Source organism: Streptomyces sp. NRRL B-24085 (assembly GCF_001282115.1).
Classification (GTDB): domain Bacteria; phylum Actinomycetota; class Actinomycetes; order Streptomycetales; family Streptomycetaceae; genus Streptomyces.
This window is the reverse complement of the sequence record NZ_LJBR01000248.1, coordinates 1-12,375: the sequence shown is the minus strand read 5'-3', so window position 1 is coordinate 12,375 and position 12,375 is coordinate 1. Positions and strand designations below refer to the sequence as shown.

At 70.5% G+C, this 12,375-nt stretch carries 8 protein-coding genes and 1 other RNA gene; 5 read left to right on the top strand and 4 right to left on the bottom strand.

Annotation, left to right across the window (positions count from 1 at the left end; translation table 11 throughout):
• From smpB to AOJ26_RS25585, 5 genes are all read left to right on the top strand, one after another.
• The coding region (smpB, locus tag AOJ26_RS25600; RefSeq protein ID WP_053850705.1) for an SsrA-binding protein SmpB at positions 1–497 on the top strand (497 nt) is incomplete at its 5' end.
• A gap of 98 nt (positions 498–595) precedes the next feature.
• Positions 596–982, top strand: a transfer-messenger RNA (tmRNA) gene (gene ssrA, locus AOJ26_RS41305).
• 256 nt (positions 983–1,238) lie between these two features.
• Positions 1,239–6,155, top strand: coding sequence for a ricin-type beta-trefoil lectin domain protein (locus AOJ26_RS25595; protein WP_053850704.1), 4,917 nt, complete (start codon positions 1,239–1,241; stop codon positions 6,153–6,155).
• 14 nt (positions 6,156–6,169) lie between these two features.
• Positions 6,170–6,775, top strand: coding sequence for a hypothetical protein (locus tag AOJ26_RS25590; RefSeq protein ID WP_053850703.1), 606 nt, complete (start codon positions 6,170–6,172; stop codon positions 6,773–6,775).
• Between the two features lie 103 nt (positions 6,776–6,878).
• Entirely contained in the window at positions 6,879–7,349 is a 471-nt protein-coding gene (locus tag AOJ26_RS25585) for a hypothetical protein (protein ID WP_053850702.1), read from the top strand.
• Positions 7,350–7,403: 54 nt separating this feature from the next.
• Here the strand turns inward: AOJ26_RS25585 and AOJ26_RS25580 are convergent, their stop codons facing one another.
• The 4 genes from AOJ26_RS25580 to AOJ26_RS25565 form a co-directional block, all read right to left on the bottom strand.
• Positions 7,404–8,408 (bottom strand): LacI family DNA-binding transcriptional regulator, encoded by a 1,005-nt coding sequence (locus AOJ26_RS25580; protein WP_053850701.1) that lies wholly within the window; start codon positions 8,406–8,408, stop codon positions 7,404–7,406.
• Positions 8,408–10,657 carry an alpha-xylosidase gene (gene yicI / locus AOJ26_RS25575; RefSeq protein ID WP_053850700.1) on the bottom strand — a complete coding sequence of 750 codons (2,250 nt, stop codon included), beginning with the start codon at positions 10,655–10,657 and terminating at the stop codon, positions 8,408–8,410. Before yicI ends, AOJ26_RS25580 begins: the two co-directional genes overlap by 1 nt.
• A 12-nt stretch (positions 10,658–10,669) precedes the next feature.
• Complete coding sequence (locus AOJ26_RS25570; protein ID WP_053850699.1) at positions 10,670–11,494, bottom strand: carbohydrate ABC transporter permease; 825 nt, start codon at positions 11,492–11,494, stop codon at positions 10,670–10,672.
• The coding region (locus AOJ26_RS25565) for a carbohydrate ABC transporter permease (RefSeq protein WP_053850698.1) at positions 11,491–12,375 on the bottom strand (885 nt) is incomplete at its 5' end. The genes AOJ26_RS25565 and AOJ26_RS25570, both read right to left, overlap by 4 nt.

The window sequence follows — 12,375 nt, the reverse complement described above, 5'->3', positions numbered from 1 at the left end:
GCAAGGCGCGGGACGGGGAGAAGGGGGGCAAGCGGAAGCTGGTCGCCCAGAACAAGAAGGCCCGGCACGACTACGCGATCATCGACACCTACGAGGCCGGGATCGTGCTCACCGGCACCGAGGTGAAGTCGCTGCGTCAGGGGCGGACCTCGCTCACCGACGGGTTCGTCCAGATCGACGGCGGTGAGGCGTGGCTGCACAACGCCCACATCCCCGAGTACAGCCAGGGGAGCTGGACGAACCACTCCGCGCGCCGCAAGCGCAAGCTGCTGCTGCACCGCGAGGAGATCGACAAGCTGGAGACGAAGGCCCAGGAGACGGGTCACACGATCGTGCCCCTCGCCCTGTACTTCAGCAACGGCCGGGCCAAGGCCGAGATCGCCCTCGCGCGAGGCAAGAAGGAGTACGACAAGCGGCAGACCCTGCGGGAGAAGCAGGACCGGCGGGAGTCGGACCGTGCGATCGCGGCGGTCAAGCGGAGGCAGCGGGCCCAGTAGGGCGAGCCGCCGGGAATACGGTGGCATCGGCGTGCGTTGGTCACGTACGATGGAGTCAACACCGGCCGCGGTCGGTGGGCGCATTGAAAACACAACATGGGGATGATCGGTTTCGACAGCGGCTGTTGAGGCAGGGGAAGCGTGTCGAGGAAGCGGCAATGATCTCGTAAACCATATGTCGCAACCAATAATCGCCAATTCCAAGAGCGATTCCCGCGTCTTCGCCCTCGCTGCCTGATAAGCAGTGAGCGAAGGCCCTAACGGGTGTCAGCCCGGGAGTGTTCCCGACCCGGATCCTGGCATAATCTAGGGGACTAAACCATTGAGCCCGGTCACGGGGTTCAATGGGAAATCAAACAGTGACTGGGCCCGTCGGCGACTTGTTCGCGTGATCGCCGGGGCCGAGAAAATCGCAGCGAACTGCACACGGAGAAGCCCTGGTTCTGCACCGTTGGACGCGGGTTCGATTCCCGCCATCTCCACTCGTCCCTCCGGGGACCACCCCATGTGGGCGAAGGCCCCGCTGCTCGACGGCAGCGGGGCCTTTGTCATGCCTGTCCGGAGTATCCGGACCGCCCCGGCCTTCACACGTTGCTCACATGTAACCCGGAAAACTCTTGTCCTGCACCCGACATGTATGTCTAAGGTGAACGCCGCGCCGGACGGAGCCGACCACTCCGCCACAGGGCGCGTCGAACGGCGACCGGGGGAACACCGTCGCCACGGGGAGGACAAGCCACCATGCCGAGACATCGGCTCTTCACGCATGCCCGGGCGCGCTCCGGGCTCCTGACGCCACTGCTGACATCCGCGGTCGCCGTGACCCTGCTCGGGTCGGTGGCCGTACAGCCGGACCTGATCAGCCGGTACGCGGCCAAGGACATGGTCTCCGCGGCCACCACCTCGGACAGCGGCGACAGCTACGACGGTTTCGACGCCAAGGCAGCCGAACAGCTCCGCCAGGACCAGTGCCTGCTGGGCGAGACGCTGCGGATGGGCGGGCCGGCCATGTTCGGCGTCGCCCAGGACGGGCTCAATCAGCCGCCGGACAAACTGCACACGGCGGCGAACCGGGAGTACTGGAATGCGACTCCGTTGTCGACGGCGTTCAAGCAGGACCGCGACGCCGCCGACAAGGAGGGATCCGCGCTCTACGACCACATCCGGGACTTCGAGATCTCGGGGCTGCCCACGCCCAGCGGTTTCCAGTCGAAGGCCGACTTCGAATGGCCGCCCGGGACGAGCGGTGACAACCGCCCGAACTTCTTCGAGCAGACCGGTATCTCCAAGTGGATCTGGGAGCAGTTCTGGAAGAGCGAGGGCGACTTCTACCGCGACCTGACGCCGAAGGCCGACGACGCCACCGTCAAGGCGGTCAAGAGCCTGGGTGATCCCCTGTACGGAGGCGCCCCCGATCCGAATGCGCCCGACTGGAATCAGGAGTACGAGGAGCACCAGGCCTACGACCGCCTGGTGAACTGGTCGATGGAGCCCACCTCCGCCGACAACGCCCGGCTCTTCCTCTCGTACGGCGGCTTCCCGCGCACCGCGCCCGAGCCCGGCAGCGTCGAGTACCGCATCGCCGTCGAGGACCTGAAGACCCGGTTCGCCTCCTGCGCCTGGCGGACCCCGGTCGACCCGAACAAGGTGCTCGGCAAGGAGGTCGCCGCCGCGTCCGCCGAGTGGCAGCAGGAGATCGCCGCGCAGGCCGGCCCGCGCAACCAGATCCTGACGGCGAACAAGAGCGCCACCAAGGCCCTCGCCGCAGGCTCCAAGGCGTTGAGCGAACTCCTCGGACTGTCCTGGCGGGCCGACCACCTGGTCCGCTGGCAGGACTACTGGTCGGCCGGCGGCCCGGGCTGGATCGGCACCAGCCCGTTCGTCGTGCACGCCCACGGGGCCACCGACAAGTGCCTGGACGTGGCCGGCGGCAAGAAGGACAACGGCACGCCCGTGCAGATCTACACCTGCAACGGCAGCGCCGGACAGAAGTGGCAGATCGACGCCGACCGGCTGGTCAACCCCAACTCGGGCAAGTGCCTGACCGTCAAGGGCGGCGCGAGCGCCAACGGCACGCCGGTGCAGATCTCCACCTGCGGCACCGGGGCCTCGCAGAAGTGGCAGTACGGCACCCACGGCACGACCCGGCTCTACAACCCGGGCACCGGCAACTGCCTCGACCTCGCCGACTACAACAACAGCCGTGACGGCCGCATGTGGGACTGCACGGGCAAGGCGCCGCAGCAGTTCGACATCGTCCCGTCCGGGCACCAGGGCGCCGACGACGACCTCGACTACCCCACCAAGGCCCAGTTCGACAAGGCGAAGCAGGGCATCACGGCCGCCCAGACCGAGGCGAAGAAGCAGGTCGACCTGCTCAAGGCCCAGGCCACGGCGGCGAAGACGGCCGCCACCACGTCGGACACCGCGCTGACCGCGGCGTACGGCATCGCCGACAAGGCGGGTGCCCCGCGCGGCCGCGGCCTGCTCGTCGGGCAGCAGAAGGCACAGGTCACCAAGGCGTCGTCGGCCGCGCTGGACGCGCTCGCCAAGGCCGGTGACACCGCCTACGCGGCCACCCGCGCCGCCGCCGGGGACAGCGCCACCATCGCCGCCCGCGCGCTGACGCAGGCCGCGCAGTCGAAGGCCGCCTTCCGTACCGCGGCCGCGAACGAAGCCCGGGCGCAGGCGAAGGCCGCCGCCGACGCGGCCGCCGTACAGGCGCAGACCGCCAAGGCCGCCCGCGACCTCGCGAAGGCGAAGCTCGCCGAGACGCAGAAGGCCGAGGCCGACGCGAAGGCGGCGGCCGCCGACGCGCACGCCAAGCGGCTCGCGGCGGAGGCCGAGGCGGCGACGGCGAAGGCGGAGAAGGAGACCGCCGCGCAGAAGCAGGCCGAGGCCGCCCAGCACAAGCAGAACGCGCAGGGGTACGCGCAGACCGCCCAGGAGGCCAAGGGCCGGGCGGAGAACGCCGAGTCCACCGCCCGCGCCAAGCGGCAGGACGCCGAGGCCGCGCGGGACCGGGCCAAGGGCAAGCGGGACGACGCATGGGACGCCGAGAGCCAGGCCAACGCGGCCCGCGCCAAGGCCGACGCCAAGGACGCCTACGCCGAGGCCCACGACTCCGAGTCGGACGCCAAGGAGTCCCGGGCCGCAGCCGACCAGGCGGACGCCGCCGCCGACGACGCGGAGTCGGCCGCGCGCTCGGCCCGCTCCGAGGCGGACGCGGCCACCCAGGCCGCCGCCGACGCGGACGCCGCAGCCACCCGTGCGGAGGCCGCCGCCCGGCGGGCCCGCTCCGACGCCGACGCGGCCCAGGCCGCCAAGCTGCGGGCCGACGCGGCCGTCCGTACCGCGACCAGCGCCGCCGCCGACGCCATCAAGGCGTCCGAGGCCTCCGCCTCCGCCGCTCGTACGGCCGTGAAGCTGGCCGACGAGGCCGAGAAGCACGCGGCTGACGCCATGAAGCAGGCCGACGCGTCGAAGGCCGAGGCCGCCAAGGCGGTCGCCGGTGCGGCCGACGCCGCCGGCCACGCCTACACCACCGCCCAGGCGGCGGAGGACGCCGGCAACGCGGCCCAGCAGGTCGCCGCCCCGGCCAACGACGCGATCCAGCTGGGCGCGCCGTACGTCACCACCGACTCGGCGGCGGGCCTCGCCGTCCTGTCGGGCCAGGCGTCGAAGACCATCGCCGAGCAGCAGCGGGCGGTCGCCGAGGCCCACGCGGCCAACGCGCAGAAGAACGCGGCCCAGGCGGCGAGCCTCGCCGCCGCGGCCACCGGTGACGCGAAGGCGGCGTACACGCTGGCGGCGGAGGCCGCCGGGTTCGCGGCCGACGCCCGCAAGTCGGCGAAGGAGGCGCTGGGTTACGCCGCCGAGGCCGCCCAGTACGCGGCCGACGCCCAGGCGTCCCTCGCCCGGGCCAAGGAGTACGACCGCCAGGCCACCGAGGACGCGGCCGCCGCCGACCAGGCGGCCGACCGCGCCGAGACCTACGCGGCCGACGCCCGCTCCTCCGCCGACCAGGCGGCCCTCGACGCGGAAGCCGCCCGTTCGGCGGCGGCGCAGGCCGAACAGGCCGCGAAGGACGCCCGCACGGCGGCCGACCGGGCCGACGCGGAGGCGACGGCGGCGGAACAGGCGGCGAAGGACGCGCAGAAGTACGCGGAGTCGGCGCAGCAGGCGGCCGACCAGGCGGCGCGCAACGACGCCAACAGCCAGGTTCAGGCGGGCGCCGGCACCGGGATCGGCGGGGTCTTCTCGGTCATCGACGACATCAAGCAGCGGGGGGACCCGCAGCGGCTGCCGGACGACTGCTCGCGCCTCCCCTGTGACCTGGTGTTCGAGGTCCACTTCGACGCGACCGTCAGCTACTACCTGTGCCTGAACCCGGAGGTGCCGGCCACCGAGTCCGGTTGTCCCGCCGGGGACACGCAGTTCCTGAAGACGAAGACGTTCACGGACCTGAGCAAGAAGGTCAAGATCTCCTCGTGGCAGGCGACCAAGGACCTGTGGAAGGGCATTTTCGACTCGATCATCGGTGACTTCACCGGCTGCTATCACAAGATCACCAACGCCCAGGACGGCGGCAGCTACGGCGACTGCGCCTGGGCCGCCACCTGGCTGCCGCTGGGCGGACCGATCGCGAAGATCACCGAGGCGATCCGTGCGGTGGACGCCGCGATGCGCACCGGCATCGGGGTCTCCGACGCTCTGAAGGCCCTGCGGGCCCTGGACGTGGACGCCCGCGCGCTGGCCGCCATCGAGCGCAGCGCCCGGACGTACGAGGAGGCGCGCACCGCCTGCATCCGCAACAGCTTCCCCGGCGGCACCCAGGTCGTCCTCGCCGACGGCGGCCGCAAGGCCATCCGTGACGTGCGGTTCGGTGACCGGCTTCTGGCCACCGACCCCGACACGGGACGCACCCGGGGCGAGCCGGTCACCCGGACCTTCTCGCACTCCTCCGACGACCTGGTGGACATCACCCTGGCCGGCGGTGGAAGCCTGACGAGCACCCCGGGGCACCGGTTCTTCGTCCACGGCCGCGGCTGGACCCTCGCGTCCGACCTGCGCCCCGCCGACAGCCTGCGCACCCCCGCGGGAAGCATGCGCACGGTGACCGCGGTGCTCGGCCGTTACGCCTCGGAACCGCAGACCGTGTACGACCTGACCGTGTCCGGACTGCACACGTTCTACGCGGTGGCGGGCGGCACGCCGGTCCTGGTCCACAACTGCAGCGACCTCGTCTTCGACGAGGCCAGCTTCCCGGGGCAGGCGCACACCCTGAAGGACCATGTGCGGCCCAACCAGGCCGAGGCGGAGGCCATCGCGCACCGCAAGACGGTCGACAGCGGCCGTGACACGCCCAACAGCGTGTTCATCGACCAGCAGACCGCGCAGCAGGTCGTGGACTACGCCCTGGCCAACAACGCGAACCAGATCCGCAGGTGGATGGCGGAGAACAGGACGAACGAACTGACCTGGTCGGGCACGTTCGGACGGAACAACTCCCTCGGTACGGTCTACTACGACAACGGTCGCGCCGCTCCCAAGGCCACCGGCAACGGGTTCTTCATCAAGCTCGTGAGGGTGGACCGGAGGCCGGGCGACCCGAAACACCCGCTGGGCTACTTCGTGCAGACCTGTTACCCGAAGTAAGGAGGTCGACCCCTGTGCAGCGATTCACCGAGTTCGACTTCGGCATCTCGTGGGTGCTGGGTTTCTTCCACCAGGACTGGACCTACGAGGCGGACACTCCTGCCGAGCTGGTCGCACGGCACCTGCCGGAGGGGGCCGGCGAAGAGACCCTGGCCGTGCGCCGCGACGCCCTGACGCTTCTCGACGGCCTGCCGTCGCAGACGTTGGAGGTGCTGTGGGACGCCGGAACGCAGTACGGCATAGGTTTTGGGCGGACCACGGGAGCCGAGTGGACGCGGACCGTCGTCGACGTCTGCGACACCTGGCTGGCCGCGCGGGCGCAGGCACCGCGGCCGCTCACCGGAGCCGACACGGAGGACGGCCTCGCCCACCGGGACGAGGTGGTCGCGGAGATCGAGCGGATGGGGTTCCTGACAGAGGAGGTGCTCCGGGCGCTGGTCGACTGCGCGCACCATTGCACACCGGACCTGGCGTTGCGGGTGCTGCTGAGGGTGGTCGCGTACACCTCTGGAGCATCGTTGTCCGAGGAGCAGTACAAGAGGCTCGAAGGCATCGGATCGGCGCTCCACTACGGTGAGTTCGTGGTGAAGGACGTCAAGTTCCTGGTCGACGGCGACTAGCGGCACGGCCGAGGCCCTGCCGTCCGCATCCTGTGGACGGCAGGGCCCTCGTCACGTGTGCCCGTCCCTGTGCCATGGTGGCCGTCATGGAAGCGGACCCCGCATGACCTCGGTGCGAGCACCAGGCCATCTGCTCGTCCGTGCCCGGGGAGAGGACTCACCCCTGCATCTCCCGGCCGACGACGCCGATGCCGACCGGTTCATCCGCCCCGTGCCGCTCGACGACCCAAGGCTCGGGCTGACCGATCCCCTGGCCGGGCGGCTGTCCGCCTGGGCGCGGGCTCGGCCCGGGGCAGGGGCGTCCCGGCAGAACCTGCGCAGGCACGCGAAGCTGGGACTGGAGGTCGCCCAGGCGTTGGCCCGGTACCTCGGACCCCAGTGGGAGGTGCGCTACTGGGACGACGCGTACGACACCGACAAGTTCGTCTGCTGGGGATGTCGGCGACTGCACTGGTCTCTCGACGAGCACGACACGCCGCCGTACCCGCTCCGCCTGCGGGGCCGTGACCTGGCAGCGCGAGTGGCCCGGGAAGCGGGACCGGCCAGGACCGTCACCTACGGCGGACGCGCCTAGAGGGGCCCGTACTCGACCGAGTACGGGCCCTCTCCGTACGCCTGCGTCGGCGTCTCACGGAACCGTCCGACGCCCCGTGCTCGCCCGCTCCACCATCCGCGGCGGCAGCAGTGTCGACTCCGGTACTGCCGTCCCCGCCAGTTGCTTCATCAGGAGTTCCACGGCGCGTTCGCCCAGCTCCTCCGACGGCAGGGAGACCGATGTGATCGGGACGCGGGTCGAGTCGGCGAGTTCGTCGGGGCAGATCGCGGTGAGGGAGAGGTCGGACGGGACGCACAGGCCCAGGTGTTCGAAGGCGTCGAGGAGGGGCTCCAGCAGGGCCTCGTTGTGGACGACCACCCCCGTCAGCGCCGGCTGTTCGCGCAGGAGTCGTTCGGCGGTCGTGCGGGCCGCGTCCGGTTCGCAGGGGAGGACCGTCGAGGACATGCCGGCGCGGTCCGCGGCGGCCGTGAAGCCCTGGACCACCCGCTGGGCGAAGGCCGTGCGGCGGACGTAGACCTCCGGCGGTGAGCCGACCAGGGCGACCGAGCGGTGGCCCAGCCGGGCCAGGTGCTCCACGCACGCCTCGCCCGCCGCCCTGAAGTCGAGGTCGACGCAGGTCAGGCCCGTACAGGAGGCGGGGAGGCCGATCAGGACCGACGGCAGGTCCAGCGTGCGCAGCAACGGCAGCCGGGGATCGTCCAGTTGGACGTCCATCATGACCAGGCCGTCGACCAGTGCCGTGTCCGCGACCCGGTGCAGCCCCTCCTCGCCCTCCTCCTGCGTCAGCAGCAGCACGTCGTGGTCGTACCGCCGGGCCGTGGTCACCACCGACACCGCGAACCGCATCACGGTCGGGACGTGGATGCCGGTGCGTAAGGGCACCACCAGCGCCAGCACGTTGGAGCGCCGGCCGGCCAGGGCGCGGGCGCCGGCGTGCGGGCGGTAGCCCAGTTCGCGGATGGCGTCCTCGACCCGCTGCCGGGTCTCCTCGGAGATCGGGCGCTTGCCGCTGAGGGCGTAGGAGACGGTGCTGGGGGAGACCCCGGCCCGCCGCGCCACATCGGTGATCTTCACCATCAGCCCAGCTCCAGGGAGAGGAAGCCGGTACCGGCCTGCGCCCGCGCCACCCGGTCCCCGTCCGCCAGGCTCCAGGGAGCCGACGGGTCGCCGCAGGACGCCCGCAGCGTGTCCCCCTCGCGTACGACGGTGTAGGCGACCTCTCCGACCCGTACCGTGACCTGCTCGCCCCGAGCCAGGCTATACGCCCGCAGGGTCACCCCGTCGGCGTGGTCGTAGTCGGGGCGGTCGTGCACCGCGCCGACCGGGATCACCGCGCCGGGCCGTACCAGCAGCGGCACGCTCATGAAGTCGTGCTTCTCGCGCACCCAGCGCGGGCCGGTCACCGTCTCCCCGGTCACGAAGTGGGTCCAGGTGCCCTCAGGGACGTAGTACGAGACCTCCCCGGAGTCGTTGAACACGGGCGCCACCAGGAGGTCCGGGCCGAGCATGTACTGGCGCTCCAGGTGCGCGCAGCCGGGGTCGTCCGGGAACTCCAGGACCATCGCCCGCATCACCGGCACGCCCTCGGCGTGGGCGGTGCGCGCCGCCTCGTAGAGATACGGCATGAGGCTCAGCTTGAGGCGGGTGAAGTGGCGCAGGACGTCCACGGACTCCTCGTCGAAGAGCCACGGGACGCGGTACGACGAGCTGCCGTGCAGCCGGCTGTGGGAGGACAGCAGGCCGAAGGCGAGCCAGCGTTTGAAGAGCGCCGGGCTCGGGGTGCCCTCGAAGCCGCCGATGTCGTGGCTCCAGAAGCCGAAGCCCGACAGGCCGAGGGACAGGCCGCCGCGCAGGGACTCGGCCATCGACTCGTACGTCGCCTCGCAGTCGCCGCCCCAGTGCACCGGGAACTGCTGGCTGCCCGCGGTCGCCGAGCGGGCGAAGACGACCGCCTCCTCCTCGCCGCGGTGCTTGCGCAGCACGTCGAAGACGGTCCGGTTGTAGAGGTAGGTGTAGTAGTTGTGCATCCGCTCCGGGTCGGAGCCGTCGGACCACTCCACGTCCAGCGGGACCCGCTCGCCGAAGTCGGTCTTGAAGCAGTCCACGCCCTGCGCGAGGAGCGCCTCCAGCTTGGACGCGTACCAGTCGCGGGCCGCCGGGCTGGTGAAGTCGACCAGGGCCATGCCGGGCTGCCACAGGTCCCACTGCCAGACGCTGCCGTCGGGGCGCCTCAGCAGATGGCCGAGGGCCTTGCCCTCCGCGAACAGGGGGGACCGCTGGGCGATGTACGGGTTGATCCACACCGAGACCCTCAGGCCCCGCGCGTGCAGCCGGGCGAGCATGCCCTCCGGGTCGGGGAAGACCCGCGGGTCCCACTGGAAGTCGCACCAGTTGAACTCGCGCATCCAGAAGCAGTCGAAGTGGAAGACGGACAGCGGCAGTTCGCGGTCCTTCATGCCGTCGATGAACGACGTCACCGTCTCCTCGTCGTACGACGTCGTGAAGGACGTCGACAGCCACAGGCCGAAGGACCAGGCGGGCGGGAGGGCCGGGCGGCCGGTGAGGGCCGTGTACTTGCGGATGATCTCCTTGGGGGAGGGCCCGTGGATGACGTAGTACGTCAGCTCCTGTGTCTCCGCGCTGAACTGCACCCGGGAGACCGCTTCCGAGCCGACCTCGAAGGAGACCTTGCCCGGGTGGTCCACGAAGACGCCGTAGCCCGCGTCCGTGAGGTAGAACGGCACGTTCTTGTAGGCCTGTTCGGTGGCCGTGCCGCCGTCGGCGTTCCAGATGTCGACGACCTGGCCGTTCTTCACCAGCGGCCCGAAGCGCTCACCGAGGCCGTACACCGAGGTGCCGACGGCCAGGTTGAGCTGCTCGCGCAGGTAGTGGGCCCCGGTCGCGTCCCGCAGGATGCCCATGTTCTTGGTGCCGCTGCTGGTCAGGACCCGGCCGTCGGCGAGGAAGTCGACCTGCCACGGGCCGGTGCGGGCGAAGCGGACCGACAGGGAACCGGAGGTCAGGGTCGCGAAGTCCTCGTCGGACCCGCTGTGCGGGGTGAACTCCTCCCGGGCGAGCACGAACTCGGGACGGTCCGGCTGCTCGCCCTCGAAGTGCGTGAAGGTGATGCCGATGACGTCGGGCATCGGGGCGTGGGCGCTGATCGTCACGACCGGTCCCTTCAACAGGTCGCCGCGGTGGCGGATGGGCTGGGACGGCGCGTGGATCTCGAGGCCGCCGTCCGACGCGACGACCTCGTGGACCACGGCCGGGTGGTCGGCGGTGACGCCCTCGCGCAGCAGCCAGTAGCCGTCGGTGAACTTCATCTGAGGGGGTCCTTACTTCACGGCACCCACGGCGATACCGCGGGTGAGGGTTCGCTGGAAGACGAGGAAGAAGACGATCGCGGGGAGTACGCCGAGCAGGGCGGCCGCGTTGGTCATCGTGGCGTCCATCAGACGCTGGCCCTGGAGGACGCCGAGGGCCACCGACACCGTCTGGTTGTCGTTGGAGATCAGCATGACCAGGGGGAGCAGGAACTCGTTCCAGGTCCAGATGAAGAAGAAGACCAGCAGGACGCCGAGGGTGGGGCGGCTGACCGGGACGACGATCCGCCACAGGACCTGCCACCTGCCCGCACCGTCGATCCGGGCCGCCTCCAGGATCTCGCGGGGGAACTGGCCGAGCACCGCGGAGAGCAGGTACGTGCCGAAGGCCGCCTGGATGACCGTGAACACGATGATCACGCTCAACCTGGTGTCGTAGAGGCCGACTTCCTTGCTCAGGTAGTACACGGGGTAGACCAGGGCCTCCTGCGGCAGCATGTTCGCCAGCACGAAGAAGGCGAGGACCCAGGTGCGGCCCTTGATGCGGCCGATGCCGATCGCGTAGGCGTTGAGGACCGACAGGACCACGGCGAGCACCGCCACCGAGCCGCTGATCAGCACCGAGTTGACGAGTTTCCGGCCGAAGTCGACGCGCTCCCAGAAGTCCCTGATGCCGTCGGTGTAGAGACCGTCCGGGAGGCTGAGGGGGCCGTTCTGGGCGTACTCCGCCGGGGACTTGAAGGCGTTGACCGTGACGATGAGGAACGGCACGACCATGAACAGGGCCGCGAGGCACAGGGCGACCAGCACCGGGTAGCGGCGCAGGGCGGTGGTCACGAGTCGCTCCTCTCCTGGAGCTTGAGACCGATCAGGGAGAGCGCGAGGATGATGACGGTGAGCACGGTGGAGATCGCGGCGCCGTAGCCGACCTGCGTCTTCTCGAAGAACGTGGTGAAGGAGAAGTAGGAGGGCACGTTCGTGGCCCCGCCCGGTCCGCCCTTGGTCAGGACGTACACCGCGCCGAACACCTTGAGCGCGGCGATCGAGCACCAGGTCAGCACGACGTAGATCTCCGGGCGGATCTGCGGCAGCGTGATGTGCCAGAAACGGCGCCACCAGCCGGCCCCGTCCAGCTCGGCGGCCTCGGCCAGTTGGGGGTCGGCGCGTTGCAGCCCGGCCATGAAGACGACCAGCGGGAAGCCCAGTTGGACCCAGACCATGACGCCCATGACGCTGTACAGGGCGAGGTCGGGGTCGCCGAGCCAGTCCTGCTGCCAACTGCCGAGGCCGACCGCCTTGAGCAGGGCGTTGAGGGAGCCGTTGTCGGGGGCGAGGATCCAGCTCCAGACGATGCCGGCGACCGCGATCGGCAGGACCTGGGGGAGGTAGAAGCAGGCGCGCAGGACGGCCGCGATCCGGGTGCCGAAGTGCTTGCCGACGTAGTCGAACAGGGCGGCGGCGAGGACCAGTCCGAGGACGGTCGGGACCGCCGCCATCGCCACGACCATGAACAGGCTGTGCCGGAAGGACGCCCAGAACTCGGAGTCGTCCACCAGCTCGCGGTAGTTGGCGAGCCCCGACCACTCGGGGGAGCCCACGCCCTGCCAGTCCGTGAAGCTCACATACGTGTTCATCACGAACGGCAGGACGATGACCGCGAGGAAGGCGAGGGCGCCGGGGAGCAGGAACAGGGCGTAGGAGTCGCGGGGGCGGCGCGG

Bases quoted from the DNA above. Each gene is read 5' to 3' on its own strand.
- AOJ26_RS25595 (WP_053850704.1), top strand. From the start codon at position 1,239: ATGCCGAGACATCGGCTCTTCACGCATGCCCGGGCGCGCTCCGGGCTC.
- AOJ26_RS25585 (WP_053850702.1), top strand. From the start codon at position 6,879: ATGACCTCGGTGCGAGCACCAGGCCATCTGCTCGTCCGTGCCCGGGGA.
- AOJ26_RS25580 (WP_053850701.1), bottom strand. From the start codon at position 8,408: ATGGTGAAGATCACCGATGTGGCGCGGCGGGCCGGGGTCTCCCCCAGC.
- yicI (WP_053850700.1), bottom strand. From the start codon at position 10,657: ATGAAGTTCACCGACGGCTACTGGCTGCTGCGCGAGGGCGTCACCGCC.